Annotated in this window: 19 protein-coding genes; 5 read left to right on the forward strand and 14 right to left on the reverse strand. The window is 72.7% G+C overall.

Annotated elements, in window-relative coordinates:
• The first annotated feature begins 3 nt into the window (after nucleotides 1-3).
• From DEI99_RS07655 to DEI99_RS07665, 3 genes are all read left to right on the forward strand, one after another.
• On the forward strand, nucleotides 4-1,128 hold the full coding sequence (locus DEI99_RS07655) for an AI-2E family transporter (RefSeq protein WP_502867025.1): 1,125 nt from the start codon (nucleotides 4-6) through the stop codon (nucleotides 1,126-1,128).
• Entirely contained in the window at nucleotides 1,125-1,952 is an 828-nt protein-coding gene (locus DEI99_RS07660; RefSeq protein ID WP_111042419.1) for a DUF1684 domain-containing protein, read from the forward strand. The genes DEI99_RS07655 and DEI99_RS07660 overlap by 4 nt, the downstream gene beginning before the upstream one ends.
• Nucleotides 1,953-2,167: 215 nt before the next feature.
• On the forward strand, nucleotides 2,168-2,647 hold the full coding sequence (locus tag DEI99_RS07665) for a DUF3145 domain-containing protein (protein WP_111042437.1): 480 nt from the start codon (nucleotides 2,168-2,170) through the stop codon (nucleotides 2,645-2,647).
• 767 nt (nucleotides 2,648-3,414) lie between these two features.
• Here DEI99_RS07665 and DEI99_RS07670 read toward each other — a convergent pair.
• From DEI99_RS07670 to aceE, 6 genes are all read right to left on the reverse strand, one after another.
• Nucleotides 3,415-4,659: a beta-ketoacyl-[acyl-carrier-protein] synthase family protein gene (locus DEI99_RS07670; RefSeq protein ID WP_111042417.1), complete on the reverse strand. Its 1,245-nt coding sequence runs from the start codon at nucleotides 4,657-4,659 to the stop codon at nucleotides 3,415-3,417.
• 86 nt (nucleotides 4,660-4,745) lie between these two features.
• Nucleotides 4,746-4,994 (reverse strand): acyl carrier protein, encoded by a 249-nt coding sequence (locus DEI99_RS07675; protein WP_017886710.1) that lies wholly within the window; start codon nucleotides 4,992-4,994, stop codon nucleotides 4,746-4,748.
• Between the two features lie 157 nt (nucleotides 4,995-5,151).
• Complete coding sequence (locus DEI99_RS07680; RefSeq protein WP_258369491.1) at nucleotides 5,152-6,231, reverse strand: beta-ketoacyl-ACP synthase III; 1,080 nt, start codon at nucleotides 6,229-6,231, stop codon at nucleotides 5,152-5,154.
• Nucleotides 6,228-7,187 (reverse strand): ACP S-malonyltransferase, encoded by a 960-nt coding sequence (locus DEI99_RS07685; protein WP_284180987.1) that lies wholly within the window; start codon nucleotides 7,185-7,187, stop codon nucleotides 6,228-6,230. The genes DEI99_RS07680 and DEI99_RS07685 overlap by 4 nt, the downstream gene beginning before the upstream one ends.
• Nucleotides 7,188-7,319: 132 nt before the next feature.
• Entirely contained in the window at nucleotides 7,320-8,549 is a 1,230-nt protein-coding gene (locus DEI99_RS07690; protein WP_111041808.1) for a PucR family transcriptional regulator, read from the reverse strand.
• Between the two features lie 7 nt (nucleotides 8,550-8,556).
• The gene (gene aceE / locus DEI99_RS07695) at nucleotides 8,557-11,301 is read right to left on the reverse strand and encodes a pyruvate dehydrogenase (acetyl-transferring), homodimeric type (protein ID WP_111041809.1); all 2,745 of its coding nucleotides are present in this window, start codon (nucleotides 11,299-11,301) and stop codon (nucleotides 8,557-8,559) included.
• A gap of 241 nt (nucleotides 11,302-11,542) precedes the next feature.
• Between aceE and DEI99_RS07700 the strand changes: the two genes are divergently transcribed.
• Both DEI99_RS07700 and DEI99_RS07705 read left to right on the forward strand, forming a co-directional pair.
• Nucleotides 11,543-12,031: a peroxiredoxin gene (locus tag DEI99_RS07700; protein ID WP_111041810.1), complete on the forward strand. Its 489-nt coding sequence runs from the start codon at nucleotides 11,543-11,545 to the stop codon at nucleotides 12,029-12,031.
• A gap of 46 nt (nucleotides 12,032-12,077) precedes the next feature.
• Nucleotides 12,078-13,004 carry an alpha/beta fold hydrolase gene (locus tag DEI99_RS07705; protein ID WP_111041811.1) on the forward strand — a complete coding sequence of 309 codons (927 nt, stop codon included), beginning with the start codon at nucleotides 12,078-12,080 and terminating at the stop codon, nucleotides 13,002-13,004.
• Nucleotides 13,005-13,011: 7 nt separating this feature from the next.
• Here the strand turns inward: DEI99_RS07705 and DEI99_RS07710 are convergent, their stop codons facing one another.
• The 8 genes from DEI99_RS07710 to DEI99_RS07745 form a co-directional block, all read right to left on the reverse strand.
• Nucleotides 13,012-14,598, reverse strand: a complete 1,587-nt coding sequence (locus tag DEI99_RS07710) for an alpha/beta hydrolase (protein WP_111041812.1) — start codon at nucleotides 14,596-14,598, stop codon at nucleotides 13,012-13,014.
• Nucleotides 14,595-15,542 (reverse strand): amino acid--[acyl-carrier-protein] ligase, encoded by a 948-nt coding sequence (locus tag DEI99_RS07715; protein ID WP_220037146.1) that lies wholly within the window; start codon nucleotides 15,540-15,542, stop codon nucleotides 14,595-14,597. The genes DEI99_RS07710 and DEI99_RS07715 overlap by 4 nt, the downstream gene beginning before the upstream one ends.
• Nucleotides 15,539-16,834 carry an acyl-CoA dehydrogenase family protein gene (locus DEI99_RS07720; RefSeq protein ID WP_220037147.1) on the reverse strand — a complete coding sequence of 432 codons (1,296 nt, stop codon included), beginning with the start codon at nucleotides 16,832-16,834 and terminating at the stop codon, nucleotides 15,539-15,541. The genes DEI99_RS07715 and DEI99_RS07720 overlap by 4 nt, the downstream gene beginning before the upstream one ends.
• Nucleotides 16,831-17,118 (reverse strand): acyl carrier protein, encoded by a 288-nt coding sequence (locus DEI99_RS07725; protein ID WP_111041813.1) that lies wholly within the window; start codon nucleotides 17,116-17,118, stop codon nucleotides 16,831-16,833. Before DEI99_RS07725 ends, DEI99_RS07720 begins: the two co-directional genes overlap by 4 nt.
• Nucleotides 17,119-17,203: 85 nt before the next feature.
• Nucleotides 17,204-17,581, reverse strand: a complete 378-nt coding sequence (locus tag DEI99_RS07730; protein WP_111041814.1) for a holo-ACP synthase — start codon at nucleotides 17,579-17,581, stop codon at nucleotides 17,204-17,206.
• A gap of 39 nt (nucleotides 17,582-17,620) precedes the next feature.
• Nucleotides 17,621-18,172: a YgdI/YgdR family lipoprotein gene (locus tag DEI99_RS07735; RefSeq protein WP_111041815.1), complete on the reverse strand. Its 552-nt coding sequence runs from the start codon at nucleotides 18,170-18,172 to the stop codon at nucleotides 17,621-17,623.
• Entirely contained in the window at nucleotides 18,169-19,149 is a 981-nt protein-coding gene (locus tag DEI99_RS07740; RefSeq protein ID WP_111041816.1) for an aldo/keto reductase, read from the reverse strand. Before DEI99_RS07740 ends, DEI99_RS07735 begins: the two co-directional genes overlap by 4 nt.
• A gap of 50 nt (nucleotides 19,150-19,199) precedes the next feature.
• Nucleotides 19,200-19,733, reverse strand: a complete 534-nt coding sequence (locus DEI99_RS07745; RefSeq protein WP_111041817.1) for a hypothetical protein — start codon at nucleotides 19,731-19,733, stop codon at nucleotides 19,200-19,202.
• Nucleotides 19,734-19,786: the final 53 nt, after the last annotated feature.

The raw sequence follows: 19,786 nt of genomic DNA on the forward strand, positions 1-19,786 counted from the left end.
CAGTTGAAACGCAAGCGCGACGACGACCCCGACGGCGTCGGCCCGACACCGAACGTCACCTTCGAGGTGACGCGCGGTGGCACCGGCGTGCGCGTGAACGCCTTCCGCCTCGGGTTCATGGGTGCGATCGGCGTGCTCGTCGCGCTGCTCGCGGGCTCGATCATCCACGAGCTGAGCACGGTGCTCGTGTACATCGGCGTCGCCCTCTTCCTCGCGCTCGGCATCGACCCGCTCGTCTCGTTCCTCGAGCGGGTCATCCCGCGCTGGGCGGCGATCACGATCGTCGTCGTCGGCGTGCTCGCCGCGTTCGCCGGGGTCGTGTTCGCGGTCGTCCCGATCCTCGTCGAGCAGGCGACGAACCTGATCCAGAACTTCCCCGAGATCGTCGACGACATCTCGAAGCAGCAGTGGGTGCAGGACCTGTCGCGCCAGTTCGCGGGCTCCTTCGACATCGACCACGCCCTCGAGTCCGTGCAGACCTTCGTCGAGAACCCGGGCAACCTGCTCAGCGTCGGCGGCGGGATCCTGGCGGTCGGCAGCGGCATCCTGTCCGGGGTGACCGGCGCGCTGATCGTCCTCATCCTCATGCTGTACTTCCTCGCCTCGATGCGCGGCATGAAGCGCGCCGCCTACCGGTTCGTGCCGGCGTCGCGACGCGAGAACTTCATCGACGTGAGCGAGCAGATCACCCAGGCGGTCGGCCGCTACGTCGTCGGGCAGGTCTCGCAGGCGCTCATCAACGGCGTGCTCAGCCTGGTCTGGCTGCTCATCATCGGCGCGCCGCTGCCGGTGCTGCTCGCCTCGTTCGCCTTCCTCGGCTCGCTCATCCCGCTCGTCGGCACCCTGAGCGCCGCGGTCGTCATCTCGGTGCTCTGCCTGTTCGCCTCACCGGTGACGGCCCTCGCCGCGGCGATCTACTACCTCGTCTACATGCAGGTCGAGGCCTACCTCATCTCGCCGCGCATCATGTCCCGCGCGGTGCAGGTCCCCGGCGCCCTCGTGGTCATCGCCGCGGTCGCCGGCGGCACGATCGGCGGCGTGCTCGGCGCCCTCGTCGCCCTGCCCGTCGCCGCGTCGGTGATCATCATCGTGCAGAAGGTCATCTACCCCCGACAGGAACTGGCATGACCGGCACCACCGACGCCGCGTTCACCGAGCACGTCGCCGGTCGCGACCGGTGGGCGCGCGGTCCGCGCGGCCCGCTCGCGCTCGTGAACGCCCAGCGCGTCGACCTGCCGCAGTCGGTCTGGCCGGTGCCGGGGACCTGGGCGCCGGCGTCCGGCGGCCTGACGGTCACGGCCACGGCCGACGACGGCGTCGTGGTCGACGGGGTCCCGGTCGACGGCACCGTGCTCGTCGCGGGCGACACCGCGGTCGTCCCGTCCGAGGTCGCCTTCCCCGACGGGATGGCCGGCACGGTCTCCGGGTCCACGCTGCGCGTCTGGGACCCGAGCGCCGAGCCGATCGGCCGCTTCGCCGGCATCGCCCGGTTCGCGCGGTCCGACGACGTGGTCACCACCGGCAGCTACGTGACGGTCGACGACGGCGACGACCAGGAGGCCCGGGGCAGCGTCCTCGACGCAGCCGGCGACGCGCTCCCGATCGCCGGGCACGTCGAGACGGCCTTCGGCACGACGACCGTGCGGTTCGTCGCGGTCCGGTCGGCCGCGTTCCGCGGCGCTCCCCGCCTGCAGCTCATCGTGCAGGACGCCACGAGCGCCCTGCCCGAGGACGACCCCGGCAGCTCGTACTCCATGGGCCGGTTCCTGTACCTCGACGACCCGGGGCACGCCGCGTCGGTGGAGCTCGACTGGAACCTGCTCGTCCTGCCGCCGTGTGCGTTCTCGTACCAGTTCGCCTGCCCGATCCCGCCGCCCGAGAACCGCGTGCCGGTGCCGATCGTCGCGGGGGAGCGCCACCCCGTCGACGCGGACGGCGCCGTCCTGCACTGACGCCGACGGGCTCGTCGGACGTCGGTCGGATCCGGTCGCTGCGGTCCTTGCCGTTCCCAGCGGGGACGCTGCATAATGGGCGTGTCCTTCTCGGACATCACAATCGGATACCGATGGTTCCGCGGCCGCTCGGCCGACGGGTCCTCCACACAGCAGGTCGATGGGGAAGTCGCACCTGACGTATCGGAGGAACCGTGAACGGAACGACGACCGGGGTGCTCTACGTGCACTCCGCACCACGCGCGCTCTGCCCGCACGTCGAATGGGCAGCAGGTCGCGCCATGAACCGTGCCGTGAACTTCTCGTGGCTCGACCAGCCGGCGCAGGACGGTGCGCGTCGCACGGAGTTCACGTGGTCCGGTGCGGTCGGTGCGGGTGCCGCGATCGCCTCGGCGCTGCGCGGGTGGGAGCATCTGCGGTACGAGGTCACCGAGGAACCGACCGACGCCTCGGACGGCGGCCGGTGGATGCACACGCCCGACCTCGGTGTCTTCTACGCCCAGACCGACGTCACCGGCAACATGGTCATCCCCGAGGACCGCGTCCGCTACGCCATGGAGGTCGCCGGCAGCAACGCGCTCGAACTCCACCGCGAGCTCCGGCTGGCGCTCGGCCAGGCCTGGGACGACGAGCTCGAGCCCTTCCGCCACGCGGCCGAGGGCAACCCCGTCGTCTGGCTGCACCGGGTCGGCTGAGCGGGGCGGGTCCTGCCGGTCGGTCCCGGTCCGTCGCGGCCCGGTCCGCGGTAGCGACAGTCTTCGCCGAACAGTTCCCGTGCACCTGTCGCTCTGACGGCACCGTCGCCGTCAGGACCGGGAGCAGTGTCGCTTCTGCGGCACCGACGGCGTCCGGCTCCGGGCGCGGTCCGCGGCGCTCGTCGGGGTTCCTTCCCGAGCAGCCGCCACCGTCTTGCTCGCGATAGCGACAGTCTTCGCCGAACAGTTCGCGTGCGATTGTCGCTCTGACGGCACCGTCGCCGTCAGGACCGGGAGCAGTGTCGCTTCTGCGGCACCGACGGCGTCTGGCTCCGGGCGCGGTCCGCAGCGCTCGTCGAGGTTCGTTCCCGAGCAGCCACCGCCGTCTTGCTCGCGGAAGCGACAGTCTTCGGCGAACAGTTCGCGTGTACCTGTCGCTCTGACGGGACCGTCGCCGTCAGGACCGGGAGCGGTGTCGCTTCTGCGGCACCGACGGCGTCTGGCTCCGGGCGCGGTCCGCAGCGCTCGTCGAGGTTCCTTCCCGAGCCGCCGCCGCCGTCTTGCTCGCGGAAGCGACACTCTCCGGCGAACAGTTCGCGTGCACCTGTCGCTTTCGCGACACATCGCACCCGGTACTCACAGCCCAGCACACAGCACCGAGCACCCGGTACGCAGCACGGACCCGATGCATGCACGAACCCGGCCCCGGGAACGACAGGAGGCCCGCCCCGACGACGCGGGCGGGCCTCCTGGCCGGGCGTGACGGATCAGACGCTGCGGAACGCGACCACGGCGTTGTGCCCACCGAAGCCGAACGAGTTGCTCACCGCGAGCAGGTCGCCGGCCGGGAGCGGCCGGGGCTCGCGCGCGACGTCCATGACGATCTCCGGGTCCTGGTCGTTCAGGTTGATCGTCGGCGGGGCGACGCGCTCGTGCAGCGCGAGGACGGTGAAGACCGCCTCGATCGCACCGGCACCACCGAGCAGGTGCCCGGTCGAGGCCTTGGTGGCCGAGACGACGACGTCGTCGAGGTGGTCGCCGAAGACCCGGCGCATCGCGTGGTACTCGGCGACGTCGCCGACCGGGGTCGAGGTGGCGTGCGCGTTGACGTGGACGACGTCCTCGCGGCTCGCGCCGGCGTGCTCGAGCGCGGTGATGACGGCGCGGGCGGCGGCGCTGCCCTCGGGGTCCGGCGCGGTGATGTGGAAGGCGTCGGACGTGATGCCCGCACCGGCGACCTCGGCGTAGATGGTGGCGCCGCGGGCCTCGGCGTGCTCCTTCGACTCGAGGATGAGCGCTGCTGCGCCGTCGCCGAGCACGAAGCCGTCGCGCGTGACGTCGTACGGACGCGACGCGGTCTCGGGGGAGTCGTTGCGGCGCGACAGGGCCTGCATGGCCGCGAAGGCCGCCAGGGGCAGCGGGTGCAGGGCGGCCTCGGCGCCACCGGTGATGACGATGTCGGCGTCGCCGTCGGCGACGTGGCGGTACGCCTCCGCCAGGGACTCGGTGGAGGACGCGCACGCCGACAGGTAGGTGCGGGCGCCGCCGCGGGCGCCGAACTCCATCTCGATGGCGGCGGCGGGGCCGTTCGCCATGAGCATCGGGACCGTCATCGGCAGGACGCGCCGCGGGCCCTTCTCTCGCAGGGTGTCCCACGCGTCGAGCAGGGTGTTCACGCCGCCGATGCCGGTCGCCCAGTCGACGATGAGGCGCTCGGGGACGACGGACTCGGGGTCGATGCCGGCGTCGGCCCAGGCCTCACGTGCGGCGACGAGCGACAGCTGCGACGACGGGTCGAGGCGCTTCGACTCCGGACGGGTGAGCTGGTCGGTGAGGAACCGACGTGCCTGACCGGCGAACTCGACGGGGAGTTCGAGCTCGGCGTAGCGCGGGTCCTCGATGCGGGTGATGCCGGACTTGCCGGCGAGCAGCGCTTCCCACGTCTCCGGGGCGGTCGCTGCGAGCGGTGAGATCGCACCGATGCCGGTGACGACGACGGTCTTCTTGGTCATGAACGACGGGTTCTTTCGTTGGGGTGAACGAGATGAGCGCCGCGGCCGAGGGGGACCCGCGGGCCGCGGCGCTCAGGAAGCTCGTGTCAGGCCTGGGCCTTGACGATGTAGTCGACCGCGTTGCCCACGGTCTTGAGGTTCTTGACCTCTTCGTCGGGGATCTTGACGTCGAACTTCTCCTCGGCGTTCACGACGATGGTCATCATCGAGATCGAGTCGATGTCGAGGTCGTCCGTGAAGGACTTGTCGGCGGCGACGGTGTCGGTGGCGATACCGGTCTCGTCGTTGATCAGCTCGGCCAGGCCGGCGAGGACTTCTTCGTTGGACAGGGCCATGAGTTTCTCCTTGGGGGGTGTCGTTTGACCGTGGACCAGCCTAGGGCACGAGTGGCACTCGCGCCCGGAGGCTGATCGGGTGGTCGCGTCGGCGGTGCTGCTGCCGGGCGACCGGGTCGCGTCGGCGGTGCTGCTGCCGCGCGACCGGGTGGATGGGCTAGGGGAGGACGACCACCTGCGCGCCGAACACCAGGCCGGCGCCGAACCCGATCTGCAGGGCGAGACCGCCCGACAGCTCGGGGTGCTCGTCGAGCAGGCGGTGCGTGGCGAGCGGGATGCTCGCGGCGGAGGTGTTGCCGGTGGTGGTGATGTCGCGGGCGATCATCACGGACTCGGGCAGGCCGAGCTGCTTGGCGAACTCGTCGATGATGCGGATGTTCGCCTGGTGCGGGACGAACGCGGCGAGGTCGGCCGCGGTGACGCCGGCGGTCTCGAGCGCCTGTCGGGCGACCTTGACCATCTCCCACACCGCCCAGCGGAACACCGTCTGGCCGGCCTGGCGCATGGTCGGGCGGGGCGCGCCGGCCTCCCACTCGTTGTAGGTGGCCGTCATGCCGATGGCGTCCCACTTGGAGCCGTCGGAACCCCAGATCGTCGGCGCGATGCCGGGGAAGTCGCTCGGGCCGACGACCGCCGCTCCGGCGCCGTCGCCGAGCAGGAACGAGATGGAGCGGTCGGTCGGGTCGACGAGGTCGCTGAGCTTCTCGGCGCCGATGACGAGCACGTGGTCGGCGATGCCGGACTTCACGAACGAGTCGGCCTGGGCGATGCCGTAGGCGTACCCGGCGCACGCGGCGCTGATGTCGTAGGCCGCGGCCGGCGTCGCACCGATGCGTTCGGCGAGCAGCGACGCGAGCGACGGGGTCGCCACCGTGTGCGACACGGTGCTGACGAGGACCACGCCGATCTGCTCGGGGCGCAGCCCGGCCTTCTCGATGGCCTCGCGCGCGGCGGTCTCGGCCAGGTCGACGGCCTCGACGTCGCGCCCGGCGCGCTTCCGCGTGACGATGCCGGTGCGCTGGCGGATCCACTCGTCGGACGAGTCGATCGGTCCGACGAGGTCGTCGTTCGGCACGACGTTCTCGCCGCGGGCCGCGCCGAAGGCGAGGATGCGGGTGTACTCGTGGCCGCGGCGCTGCTGCAGGAGCGGTCGCCCGGTCGGTGCGGCACCGGTCGTGCCCGCGGGTCCGGTCGGGAGGCCCGTGGTGGCGTCGGTCGGGTCGGTCACGTCGGTCATGCGGGTGCGTCTGCTTCCTGGGTGGATCCGGTCTCGTCGGCCGCCTGCTGCAGCAGGTCGATCGCGGCGGGCAGGTCGTCGGGGGTCTTGATGGCGACGGTCGGCGTGCCGCGCAGCCCGCGCTTGGCGAGGCCGACGAGGGCCCCGGCGGGGGCGAGCTCGACGATGCCGGTCACACCGGCGGCGGCGAACGACTCCATGACGGCGTCCCAGTGCACCGGGTTCGCGATCTGCTGCACCATGAGGTCGACGAAGCGGCGGCCGTCGTCGACGCGCGAGCCGTCGGCGTTCGTCCAGATCGGCAGCGTCGGGTCGTGCACGGTGGCGGCTGCGGCCACCGGGGCGACGCGGGCGACGGCGGAGGTCATGTACCGGGTGTGGAACGCCCCGGCGACGGCGAGCGGCACGACCCGGGCCCGGGCGGGCGGGTCGGCGGCGAGGGCGGCGATGGCGTCGGCGGCACCGGCGACGACGGTCTGGCCGCCACCGTTGTGGTTCGCGGGGACGAGCCCGTGGGCGTCGAGGGCGGCGGCGACGGCGTCGGCGTCCCCGCCGAGCACGGCGGCCATCGACGTCGGCTCGAGGGCCGCGGCGTCGGCCATCGCGCGACCGCGGGCGGCGACGAGGGCGACCGCGTCGGTCGGCTCGAGCACGCCGGCGACGGCGGCGGCGGTGAACTCGCCGACCGAGTGTCCGGCGACACCGCCGACCAGGCCGCGACGGCCGTCGGCGAGCAGTGCGTCGGCGGTGACGAGACCGGCGGCGACGATGAGGGGCTGGGCGAGCGCGGTGTCCTTGATGGTGTCCGCGTCCGAGGTCGTGCCGTGCGCGGCGAGGTCCACCCCGATGGACTCGGACCACTGGCCCACTCGTTCACGGACGGCGGCGTCCTCGAGCCAGGGGGCGAGGAAGCCGGGGGTCTGGGAGCCCTGTCCGGGCGCGACGACGACGATCACCGGACAATCCTGTCGCCGATGGCCCGCGGGGCTCGTGTGGACATCCGACACGAAACCCCGCGGGACGTTGTGGCGATCCTCAGTCCGGCGCGCCGGTGCGATCAGCGCGGCGGTCCGGCGCAGCGGTCCTGTTCAGCGGCGCGGCGTGGTGCGCCGGCGGCCGGCGGCCGATTCGGACATCGCCCCGAGGATCAGGGCGGACTGCACGATGAGGGCGTCGCGGGCGTGCGTGGCGTCCCACCCGATGATGTCGGCCACGCGCCGCAGGCGGTAGCGCACCGTGTTCGGGTGCACGAAGAGCTCGCGGGCGGTGGCCTCGAGCGAGCGACCGGTGTCGAGGTAGCACCACAGGGTCTGCAGGAGCTCGGTCGACTGGTCCTTGAGCGGGACGTAGATGCGCTGCACGAGGGCGGAACGGGCGAGCGGGTCGCCGGCCAGTGCGCGTTCGGGCAGCAGGTCGTCGGCGAGGGCCGGACGCGGCACCCCGCGCCACGCCCGTGCCACGGCGAACCCGGCCAGGGCGGCCTTGGCGCTCGTCGACGCGTCGACGACACCGGGGACCTCGTTGCCGAGCACGAGGTGGCCGTCGCCGAACAGCGGTTCGAGGGCCTGCGCGATGGTCGTGAAGGAGACCGGCTCCTCGCCCTCGGGCACGTCGTCGCGCGGGGTGGCCCGGCCGATCACGACGACGAGCCGCGAGCCCTGCACCCCGACGAGCACGTCGGCGTCCAGGTGGCGAGCGGTGCGGCGGACCTGGTCGACCTCGAGCTGCTTCGGTGCGGTGCCGACGAGCACCGCGACCTCGCCGTGGCCGTGCCACCCGAGGGCGGCGATGCGGGACGGCAGTTCGTCGTCGTACTCGCCCGACAGGATCGAGTCGACCACGAGCGCTTCGAGCCGGGCGTCCCACAGCCCGCGGGCCTCGGCCGCCCGGGCGTAGACGTCGGCGGCGGCGAAGGCGATGTCCCGCGAGTACTTGAGGATCGCCTCCTGCAGCATCTCGTCGTCGGCGGCGCGTTCCTCGACCACGGTGACCACGACGCGGATGAGCTGCAGGGTCTGCTGCAGGCTCACCGAGCGGAGGAGCTCACGCGGTGCCGAGCCGAAGACGTCGGCCGCCGCGATCCACGGCGTCGACGCGGTGCCCTCGAGCCAGCTGATGAACGAGGTGATGCCGGCCTGGGCGACCAGACCGACGGCGGAGCGACGCCCCGGCGGCATCTCGCTGTACCACGGCAGGGTGTCCTCGAGGCGCTTGATCGTCGCGGTCGAGAGTTCGCCCGACACCTGCCGGAGCCAGGAGAGCGCGCGTTCGCGGTCGCTCTGCTGGGCTCCGGCAGGGTCGGTGCGGGGTGTCGTCACCGGGTGATCAGCTCTCGCCGCCGGCGCTGCCCGTGGTGCCGGCGTTCACGTCGTGCAGCCGGTACTTGTCGATCGCCTGCTGCACGACTGCCTGGTCGACCTTGCCCTGCTTCGCCAGCTGCTGCAGCGTCCGCACGACGACCGAGGGGCCGTCGATGTGGAAGAAGCGACGGGCTGCCGGACGGGTGTCCGAGAAGCCGAAGCCGTCGGCGCCCAGCGTGGCGTAGTCCGTCGGGACGAACGGACGGATCTGCTCCTGCACCGCGTGCATGAAGTCGCTCACGGCGACGACGGGGCCCTCGGTGCCGAGCAGGCGCTCGGTGACGTACGGCGTGCGCGGCGCTTCGCCCGGGTTGAGGAACGCCTGCTGCTCCGCGTCGAGACCGTCGCGGTACAGCTCACCCCAGCTCGTGACGCTCCAGACGTCGGCGGAGACGCCCCAGTCCTCGGCCAACAGCTGCTGTGCCTCGAGGATCCACGGCACCGCGACACCCGAGGCGAGCAGCTGGGCCTTCGGCCCGTCGTGCTCGCTCGGCTTGAGCAGGTACATGCCCTTGACGATGCCCTCGGCGTCGACGCCCTCCGGCTCGGCCGGCTGGACGATCGGCTCGTTGTAGACCGTCAGGTAGTACATGACGTTCGGGTCGGCGTGCTTCGCGCTGCCGTCCTCGTTCGTGCCGTACATCCGGTCGAGGCCGGCCTTGACGATGTGCCCGATCTCGTAGCCGTACGCGGGGTCGTACGCCACCACGGCCGGGTTCGTCGTCGCGAGCAGCAGCGAGTGGCCGTCGGCGTGCTGCAGGCCCTCGCCCGTCAGCGTCGTGCGACCGGCGGTGGCGCCGATCATGAAGCCGCGGGCCATCTGGTCACCGGCGGCCCAGATCGCGTCGCCGGTGCGCTGGAAGCCGAACATCGAGTAGAAGACGTAGACCGGGATGAGCGGTTCACCCTGCGTCGAGTACGAGGTGCCGACGGCGGTGAACGCCGCGAGGGCACCGGCCTCGTTGATGCCGACGTGGATGATCTGGCCCTGCGGGCTCTCCTTGTAGGCCAGCAGGAGCTCGCGGTCGACCGACGTGTAGTGCTGGCCGTTCGGGTTGTAGATCTTCGCCGTCGGGAAGTACGCGTCCATGCCGAACGTGCGGGCCTCGTCCGGGATGATCGGCACCACGCGGTCGCCGAAGTCGGGCGAGCGCAGCAGGTCCTTCAGCAGACGGGCGAACGCCATGGTGGTGGCGATCTCCTGCTTGCCGGAGCCCTTCTTGACGACCTGGTACTTGGAGTCCTCGGGGAGGGTGATCGACGTGTACTTGGTGCGGCGCTCCGGCACGTACCCGCCGAGCGCGCGACGACGCTCGTGCATGTACTGGATCGCCTCGTCGTCGTTGCCCGGGTGGTAGTACGGCGGCGTGTAGGGGTTCTCCTCCAGCTGGGCGTCGGAGATCGGGATGCGCATCTCGTCGCGGAACTGCTTGAGGTTGTCGAGCGTGAGCTTCTTCATCTGGTGGGTCGCGTTGCGGCCCTCGAAGCTCGGGCCGAGGCCGTAGCCCTTGACCGTCTTCGCCAGGATGACGGTCGGCTGGCCCTTGTGCTCCGTCGCGGCCTTGAACGCGGCGTAGACCTTGCGGTAGTCGTGGCCACCGCGCTTGAGGTTCCAGATCTGGTCGTCGGAGTAGTCCGACACCAGCTCGAGCGCCTTCGGGTCGCGCCCGAAGAAGTTCTCGCGGACGTACGCGCCGTTCTCGGCCTTGTACGTCTGGTAGTCGCCGTCCGGCGTCTGGTTCATCAGGTTGAGGAGCGCGCCCTCGGTGTCGCGGGCGAGCAGGTCGTCCCACTCGCGGCCCCAGACGACCTTGATGACGTTCCAGCCCGCACCGCGGAAGAACGCCTCGAGCTCCTGGATGATCTTGCCGTTGCCGCGGACCGGACCGTCGAGACGCTGCAGGTTGCAGTTGATCACGAAGTTCAGGTTGTCGAGGCCGTCGTTCGCGGCGACCTGGAGCTGCCCGCGGGACTCGACCTCGTCCATCTCGCCGTCGCCGAGGAAGGCCCAGACCTGCTGGTCGGAGGCGTCCTTGATGCCGCGGTTCGACAGGTACTTGGCCTGCTGCGCCTGGTAGATCGCGTTGATCGGGCCGATGCCCATCGACACGGTCGGGAACTGCCAGAAGTGCGGCATGAGGCGCGGGTGCGGGTACGACGAGAGCCCGCCGCCGGCGTGGGACTTCTCCTGCCGGAAGCCGTCGAGCTGGTCCTCGCCGAGGCGCCCTTCCATGTAGGCGCGGGCGTACATGCCGGGGGAGGCGTGGCCCTGGAAGAAGACCTGGTCGCCACCGGACTCGTGGTCCTGCGCGCGGAAGAAGTGGTTGTAGCCGACCTCGTACATGGCGGCGCTCGACGCGTACGTCGAGATGTGGCCGCCGACGCTGATGCCCGGCCGCTGCGCACGGTGCACCGTGATCGCCGCGTTCCAGCGGATCCACCGGCGGTAGCGGCGCTCGAGCTCTTCGTCCCCGGGGAACTCCGGCTCGTTCTCCGGCGCGATGGTGTTCACGTAGTCCGTCGTCGGGACCATCGGCACACCGAGGTGCAGTTCCTTGGACCGCTTGAGCAGGCTCAGCATGATCTCGCGACCGCGCTGGTGGCCGTGGGTCGCGACCAGTCCGTCGAGGGACTCACGCCATTCGGCGGTCTCCTCGGGGTCCTGGTCGTTCGCCCCGGTGCTGTACGGGTCCTGGTCGTTCACCGTCACCCTTGACCTCGTTCGTTCTCGTGGTGGTGGACATGGCGGCTCCATCGGTCGGGTCACGACCGGCTGGGGCCCCGTCCACTCTAGGCCCCAGCACCGACGGCGATGCTGATGGTGTCGTGCACGTGGACGGGTGCTTGCATTCGGGTGACGTCGGCGTACGATTGCCGATCGTGCGTCCGCGACCCGCGAGCGCACGGACCGACGGGCACACCCGACGCCCGAGGAAGAAGCACACGCACCGATGGCACTGGAGATCGGCTCACTCGCGCCGGACTTCGAGCTCCCGAACCAGTTCGGCGAGCACGTCCGACTCAGCGACTTCCGCGGCACCCGCCCCGTCGCCCTCGTCTTCTTCCCCCTCGCGTTCTCGTCGAACTGCACGAACGAGCTCTGCGCCCTGCAGGACAACGTCGCGATGTTCCAGGACCAGCGTGTCGAGCTCATCGGCATCTCCGTCGACTCGAAGGCGACGCTGCGCTCCTTCGCCGAGGTCAACGGCTACGACTTCGAGCTCCTCGCCGACTTCTGGCCGCACGGCGCCGTCTCGAAGGAGTACGGCGTGTTCCTCGAGCACAAGGGCTTCGCCACCCGCGCGACCTTCGTCATCGACGTCCAGGGCCGCATCAAGGCGTCGATCATCACCGAGCCCGGGCTGCAGCGCGACGTCGCCGAGTACAAGGCCGCGCTCGACCGGCTCGCCGCCTGCTCCGCACCCGTCCCCGTCGGCTAGCGTTCCGAATCCCTCCGAGACGCTCCCGCGTCGGACAGGAGGCCCGGTGCACGCCACCGACAGCGACCCGCGACCGCGCGTGGTCGCGCCCACCGCCTACGCCCCGTACCCGGTGTCGCCGACGCCGGACACGTGGCGGCTGCGTCGGAGCGTCGTGCCGACCGCGACCGGACCGGTCGTCGTGCACCACCGGCCCGGCCCCGAGCCGCTCCTGCTGCTGCACGGTGTGGCCGGTTCCTGGTCGACCTGGACACCGCTGCTCACCGCGGCGCACGGGGTCGGTGACCGCGGCCTCGTCCTCGTCGACCTGCCGGGGTGGGGGTCGTCGCCCGCAGCCGACGGCCCGTTCGACCTGGACGACGTCGCCCGCGTGCTGACGACGGTGCTCGACGCCCTCGCGGTGCCGACCGTCGACGTCGTCGGGCACTCGATGGGGGCCTTCGTCGGCATGCACCTCGCCGTGGCCGCACCGGACCGGGTGCGCTCGGTGGCGCTGGTCTCCGGCACGACCGTCGCGACCGCCGCCGCGGCACGCGACCCGCTGCGCGGTCTGCGCTCCCTGCCGGCCTTCACCCTGCTGCGCGCCGGGCTCGCGGTGACGGGCGAGGCCGGGCGGCCGATCCTGCGCGCGTGCGCGCGGGTGGGCCTCCTGCCGCTGCTCGCCGCCCCGGTGTTCACCGCCGTCCGCCGGTTGGACCCGAGCGTCCTCGACGCCTTCGTCGAGGAGCTCCGGCCGACCCGCTTCGTCGACGCCGCCCGCGCCGCCGCGCGCTACGACCTCGAGCGTTGGGGCGCGGTCACCGTCCCGGTCACGGCGATCGCCGGGCGCGACGACGTGTTCGCCCGCCGGTCGGACCTCGAGGCCCTGCGTGCGATCGTGCCGCAGACGCGGACGGTGCTGCTCGACGCGTGCGGGCACTTCGCCCACGTCGAGAAGCCGGACGCGGTCGCCCGCACCCTCGGTCTCGCCTGAACGCGACTCAGGCGTGCACCGGGAACGTCTCGGCGACCCGGGTGCGGACCTCGGCGACCACGGCGTCGCGCATCGCCCGCGAGAACAGGGCGTGGTCGCCGTCCTCCACCCGCACCACGGACACCGAGCCGCGGCGGCCCGTGCCGCCGTACCGACGCTCGGCCCGGCGTCCGCCGAGCCGGTCGAACAGCTCGGCGTCCTCGGGGGCCACGATCACGACGACGTCGGTGCCGTGCTCGACGAGCGGCCGCACGTGGGCGACGACCCCACCGGCACGGTCACGACGGGCCAACCGGTCGCGCACCGACCGCGGCACGACGCGGTTGTACCGCTCGCGCACCCAGCGCCGTGCCGGGGACGGCGCGTCGATCGCGCGCACCGCATCGGCGTAGGCGCCGGGCTCGGCGGGACGGCGACGGTAGTCGTTCGGGCTGATCTCGACGACGAGCCGCGGCGGCTCGTCGACCGCGCGACCGGCCAGCCACGCGCCGGCGCACATGCCGACGAGCACGAGCCGGTCGGCGGGCGTCCCGAGCGCGGCGACGACCGCGGACTGGTCCTCGAGCCACTCGCCGGCGAACAGGAAGCTGCGCTCGTCCTCGTGGACGCCGGTGCTCTCCCCGGTGGCCCGGCGGTCGACGCGGACCACCCGGGCGCCGTCGCGGGCGAGCGCCCGGGCGAGGTCGACCTGGTAGTCGGTGGCACCGACGTGGTGCTCGGCGCCGCCGTTGTGCAGCACGACGACGGGGGCGTCGTGGTGCTGCGCCGACGACACCGTCTCGACCGCGAAGAGCCCCTGCGGACCCATCCGGACGATGCGTTCGGAGACCCGGCCGTCCACGTCGAGCACCTCGTCGAGCGCGGGCGGGGTGACGACCACGTGGTCGTCGGGTGCCCAGGCGTCGAGCCAGGCGACGGCGGCGTCCACCGCTGCCCCCGGGATCCGCGCCTGGACGCTCGTGCCGTCGAGGAGCTCGGCGCTGCCGACCACCTCGGTGGTGGGCACGGTGCCCAGGGCCCGTGGTGCTCGGCTGCCCGGACGGACGAGCGCCACCGTCGGGCCGGTCCGCGGCGCGAAGGCGAGGGCGCCGATCACGGCCGCCTCGTCGGTCGTCACGTCCATGCCGATGAGGCTCTCGGTCGCGTCGACGACGCGGTCCTCGCCGATGGTGAGCGTGGCGAGGGCGCGCTGCCGACGGAGCCACGCACGACCGGAGGCCGGCGCGTCCCAGACGACCAGGCCGTCGGCGTCCCCGGCGGCGGCCGCCGCGACGAGCGCCGCGGAGGCGAGCCCGACGAAGGCGACCTGCCGGACCCCGGTCGTGCGCAGCACGGCCGCCGCGCGGCGTGCGGACCGCACCTGCGCGTCGGGGTCGGTGTCCGGGGTGGAGTCGCCACGTCCCGACGGGTCGTAGCGCACCGAGGCGATGCCACGGGCCTCCAGTCGGTCCGCCAGCAGCCGGAGCGTGCGGTAGGCGATGACGCCCTCCTGTCCGAGCGGCGGGCAGATGACGACGCCGGCGCGCGCGGCGGCCGGTGCCTGCACCGCGAGCCGGATGGCGGGCGACCCGGACCAGCCGTGCCGGGTGCTCACAGTGCGAGCGCCGCGCGGACCGTCTCGGGCCAGGCGTCGGGGTCGGTGCCGTGCGCGGCGAACAGCGCGATCGTGATGCGCTCCAGGCCGAAGGCGACGCAGGCGCTGTGCGCGACCTCGCCGTCGGGGGTGCGGATGCCGAACGCGGTGCCGAAGTGGTCCTCGTGCAGGTTGGCGGAGCTGATCGCGGTCGCAGCGTGGTCCGGTCCGTAGACGGGCGTGACGAACTCGAACTTGAGCGACTGCTCGACCTGGTTCCGGGCGAGGATCTGCCCGACCCGGCCGAAGAACGGGTCGTTCGCCGGCACGACGTCGATCGCGAGCCCGAAGGACTCGAGCAGGGCGCGCATGCCGGGGATCCGGCCGTCGCGGTGCGCGCGGGCGTCCTCCGGCGTGCCGATGACGACGAACTCGTGCATGTGGAAGGCCTGCAGGCGCATCGGGTCGAGGGACGGCTCGCGGCGGAACGAGTCGCCGACGATGTCGAAGGTGCGCCCGGACTGCGGCACGGTGTCCCCGACCAGGCCGTACACCGGGTGGCAGACCGCCGGGGTGAGCATGAGGTCCGCCGGCTCGAGGAAGTCCTCCCAGCGGTCGCCCCGCTCGCGGGCGGCGAGGAGTGCCCGGTGCGTGCGGTCGTCGCCGGTGAAGGCGGACACCGAGGCCGCGAGGTCCGGGAAGGATGCGATGTAGTCGGTGCGCTCGAACGCGGTGAGCGTCTCCACCGGCGGGAAGCGGAGCACGTCCGCGCCCAGGTCGGCCTGGCTGCGGACCCCGGCGGCGTCGACCGCGGCGTACACGCGCTCGAACACGCCGGTGCGCCCGTACAGGCCGGGGGAGCCGAGGTCGACGAGCACGCCGTCGTCGAGCAGGCGGGAGCGGAGGGCGGCACGCGCCGCGTCGAGGTCCGGCACGGCGCCGGTGGTGGGTTCGGTGATCGTCACAGGATCACTCCCGTCATGAGTGAGAGGTCGGCGTCGTTGGCGAGGAGACGGTCGTTGCTCACCATGACGGCGGCACCGTGGGCGTCTCGGAGGTGTCGGGCGGTGCTCATCGGACCGGAGGCCGCGTAGCCCGCGATCCCGATGATGCGCATCGCCTTCGTGGTGATGTCGGCGACGCGTTCGGACGCGCCGATCTTCAGGGCGTTGGCGGCCAGCGCGAACGCGCTCGAGGTGAGCACGTCCGGGTCGTCCGCCGCGGCGTCGTACCGTTCCGCGGCGTGCCGCACGGCATCGGCCATGGTCTGCAGCTCGACGAGCAGCTCGGCGAGCCGGAGGGCGCCGGGCGGGGTCGTGCCGACGGCGGCGCGCGCCTGCCGGCGGACCGCCGTCCGCGCGCGCTCGGCCGCACCGGCCGCGATGCCGAGCCAGACCGAGGCCCAGAGGACGTGCGAGACCGGCAGCACCGTGTGCGCCGAGATCGTGGCGTAGTCGTCGCGGAACACGTGGTCGACGGTGGTCTCGGCGTCGAGGATCCACCCGTTGCTGCACGTGCCGCGCAGGCCCATCGTGTCCCAGGTCGAGGTCTGCGACAGCAGCATCTCGTCCGTCCGGCAGACGAGCAGCCGCTGGTCGGACGCCGGGGCGTCGGGCGAGCGCCGGGCGGTGACGAACACCGCGTCGGCCTCGGTGGCGTAGGAGATGACCGGGGCGTCCTTCCGCAGCCGGATCCGGCCGTCGTCGGTGGGCTCGATCGCGCAGGACGAGCTCCGGGCGTCGCCGCCGATGCCGCGCTCGGTGGTGGCCGACGCGACGAGTGCGCCGGTGCGGACTGCCTCGAGGGCGTCGAGCACCCCGCGGCCTGCACCGCCGTGCCGCCAGAGCGCCATCACCTGGCTGTGGTGCATGGCGAAGACCATGCCCGTCGCCGCGCAGGCGCGGCCGAGCTCGGTGGCGATCGACGACAGCTCGGTGACCGACGCCCCCTCGCCGCCGTGAGCGACGGGGACCGCTGCGGCGAGCAGTCCGGTCTCGCGCATCGCGGCGATCGCCTCGCGCGGGGGGCGGGCGTCGCGGTCGACCTCGTCGGCGTACAGGGCAGCGGTCGCCGCGACGGCGGCCGTGCGCTCGGTGAAGCGGTCCGTCGCCGTGCCCGGCGCGGCCGCGGTGCCTGCCGGTGGCCGGGGCGCTGACGCCGGCGCGGTCGCGGTCCCCGGCTGGGGCGCGGTGGGGGACCCGGTCGCGGTGCCGGTCTCCGTCGTCGTGACGGTGCGCGTCGGCGCGGTCAACGTCACGACGCCTGCTCCGCGGCGGCCGCGATCGACTCGATGGTGGCGAAGGTCGCCCGGTGCAGCACGGCGTCCGGGAACTCGACGTCCAGGTCGGTCTCGACGGCGAGCATGACGTTGACCGTCGCGTGCGAGGTGAGCCCGAGCGCGTAGAGGTCGGCCGTCGGGTCGAGGTCGTCCACGTCGACGGTGAGGCGTCCGTGGTCGGCCAGCGCACGTCGGACGGCCCGGTCGACGTCCGGGTCGGCGAGTACGACGGACGTGCTGGAGGCGTTCGGGTCCTGGTCCATGTCGGCAACGATAAGGAGGACCGGGCATCGGGAAACCGCCGTGCGGGTGCGCGAAACCGCACTGCTGCTCGGGGGTCCGCAGGGGTCACCGCTCGCTGAGCGCCACCGCCGTCGCGATCGCGAGCCCGCGCTCGTGCGCGAGCGACACCGCGATCGGCCCGCAGCCGACGGCCTGTGCCAGCGCGGCGGCCGTGCCGGTCAGCTCGACCGACGGGGCACCGTCGGCGTCGAGCACGATCGCGACGTCGCGCAGCGCCACGGGCTCGCCGGCGGTCGGGCGGAGGAGCTTGACCACCGCCTCCTTCCCGGCGAAGCGCGCCGCCAGCCGCTCCGGGTCGTCCGCGGTGTCCGACCGCTCACGGGCGGTGAAGAGCCGGTCGAGGTAGCGCTCGCCGTGCGCAGTGATGCCCGCGGCCACGTCCTCGACCGCGGCCAGGTCGGTGCCGGTGCGGATCGTGGTCATGGGTGCAGGCTACGCAGCGGCACCGGGAGCGGCACGGACTCAGCGGTACTGCGGCGGCCAGTCGAACGGCGTCGGGAGCCGGGGGACCTCGCCGATCGTGGTGACGATGAGGACGACCTGCCGGCGGTCGGTGAGCGCGATCGACCGCGGGTTGCCGATGCGGCGGTGGCCGTCCACCCACACGGTCAGCTCGCCGCGGAGCCCGCCGACGTGCTCCGGACCGAGCGAGACGCCCCACTCATCGAAGAACTGCCCGAGCGTGAACGTCCGCTCGTCGGGGGACTCCACGTGCACGATCCCCGAGGTGTCGTGCGTGTGGATCTCGGCGGCGAACCGCGCCTTCGCGGAGTGTCCGACGTTCGCCGGCACGGTGACCGGTTCGTCGCCGTCCAGGATCGTCAGGTGCGTGTGGACGTGCTCGGCCAGCCGCTCACCCCACACGTTCCGCAGACCCGCCGCCTCGGCCCGCGCGCTGAGGTCGGTCGGCCGCTCCCACGGTGGGGCGTCACGGGTCGTCACCGCACCGGGTGCGGCGCAACCGGCCAGCAGCAGGACCCCGGCCACCGCGACCGCGACGCTCCGGAGCCTCACCAGCGGTCGTGGACGCTCGCGCGGAACCACGTGTCGTACAGGTCGTGCACGGTCGCGTCGAGGCCCTCGACCGGCGGCAGGTCACCGGCGGCCGCGTTCGACCGGGCCTGCTCCGGGTTGCGGGCGCCCGGGATGGCCGCGGTCACGCCGTCCTGCGCGATGATCCACGCGAGTGCCGCCTGCGGCACCGAGACGGCGTCGGGCAGGGACGCCGCGAAGGTCTGCGCCGCCCGCACGCCGTCGTCGTAGTCGACACCGCTGAAGGTCTCGCCCTGGTCGAAGGCCTCGCCGTGGCGGTTGTAGTTGCGGTGGTCGCCCTCGGCGAACGACGTTTCCGTCGTGTACTTGCCGGAGAGCAACCCCGAGGCCAACGGGACACGCGCGAGGATGCCGACCCCTGCCTCCCGGGCCGCCGGCAGGACGCGGTCCAGCGGCTTGAGCCGGAACGCGTTGAGGATGATCTGGACGCTCGCGACGCCGGGCCGGGCGATCGCGGCGAGCGCCTGGTCCGCGGTCTCGACGCTGACGCCGTAGGCGGCGACCGAGCCGTCGGCGACCAGCGCGTCGAGCGCGTCGTAGACGGCGTCGTCCTCGTAGACCGGTGTCGGCGGGCAGTGCAGCTGCACGAGGTCGAGGGTGTCCTGCCGCAGGTTCGTGCGGGAGCGGTCGACCCACTCGCGGAAGTTCGCGGCCACGTAGTTGCCGGGGACCTGCTCGGCGCGACGGCCCATCTTCGTGGTGACCGTCAGCGGCACGTCCGGGTTCGCGGCACGCCACGCGCCGATGAGCTGCTCGCTGCGACCGTCGCCGTAGACGTCGGCGGTGTCGAACAGGGTGACGCCGGACTCGACCGAGGCGTCCATGACGGCGTCCGCGTCGGCGTCGGAGACGGGACCCCAGTCACCGCCGAACTGCCAGGTACCGAGACCGATGGGGGAGACGGAGCGACCGGTGCGGCCGAGGGAGCGACTCTGCATGGGGCTGAGCGTAGTCAGGCGCGCACGAGCGGGGTTCAGTCGAGCGGGGTTCAGCCGATCGCGGTGACGCCGCGGCGCAGGAGCGCTCGCGCTGCCCGGGCGCGGGGGATGACCCAGACGGCTGCCCACAGGGCCATCGCGCTCCACAGCAGGATGAGCATCGTCGTGATGAGCGTGCCGTGCTGGTCGCGCATCGACCAGGTCATCGCGATCCACAGCACGCCGAGGACGACCTTGCCCCAGCCGGCGCCCTCGCGGTCCGCCTGGGCCTGGACGAGCGGGATCCACTGCTCGGCCGGCACCCCCTCGGGCACCCGGCCCTCGGCGATCCACTCACGGACGACGATCGACCGTTCGTAGCCGCCCTCGGCGCGCCAGGCACGGCGCTGCAGGACGACGGCGATCGCGGCTCCCGCCACCGCGGTCGGGATGCCGACCGAGACGAGGACCGTGGTGGTCGCCTCGGACCACGACGACAGGACCAGCATGACGAGCACCACGGCGAAGGCCGCGCCCGTCACTCCCGCACCGAGCAGGCGGAGCCGACCGGCTTCGTCGAGGACACCGACTCCGACACCGTTCACGAGGGAGAGGGTACCCGCGCCGGCCGGGACGGCGGTGGTCGGACGGGGTCGGT

It is taken from the genome of Curtobacterium sp. MCLR17_036 (assembly GCF_003234445.2).
Lineage (GTDB): Bacteria > Actinomycetota > Actinomycetes > Actinomycetales > Microbacteriaceae > Curtobacterium.

What these genes read in the sequence shown, in the direction of transcription:
- DEI99_RS07700 (WP_111041810.1), top strand. Translation starts at nt 11,543, where the DNA reads ATGGCACTGGAGATCGGCTCACTCGCGCCGGACTTCGAGCTCCCGAAC.
- DEI99_RS07680 (WP_258369491.1), bottom strand. Translation starts at nt 6,231, where the DNA reads ATGACCGACGTGACCGACCCGACCGACGCCACCACGGGCCTCCCGACC.
- DEI99_RS07660 (WP_111042419.1), top strand. Translation starts at nt 1,125, where the DNA reads ATGACCGGCACCACCGACGCCGCGTTCACCGAGCACGTCGCCGGTCGC.
- DEI99_RS07725 (WP_111041813.1), bottom strand. Translation starts at nt 17,118, where the DNA reads ATGGACCAGGACCCGAACGCCTCCAGCACGTCCGTCGTACTCGCCGAC.
- DEI99_RS07740 (WP_111041816.1), bottom strand. Translation starts at nt 19,149, where the DNA reads ATGCAGAGTCGCTCCCTCGGCCGCACCGGTCGCTCCGTCTCCCCCATC.
- DEI99_RS07670 (WP_111042417.1), bottom strand. Translation starts at nt 4,659, where the DNA reads ATGACCAAGAAGACCGTCGTCGTCACCGGCATCGGTGCGATCTCACCG.
- DEI99_RS07730 (WP_111041814.1), bottom strand. Translation starts at nt 17,581, where the DNA reads ATGACCACGATCCGCACCGGCACCGACCTGGCCGCGGTCGAGGACGTG.
- DEI99_RS07675 (WP_017886710.1), bottom strand. Translation starts at nt 4,994, where the DNA reads ATGGCCCTGTCCAACGAAGAAGTCCTCGCCGGCCTGGCCGAGCTGATC.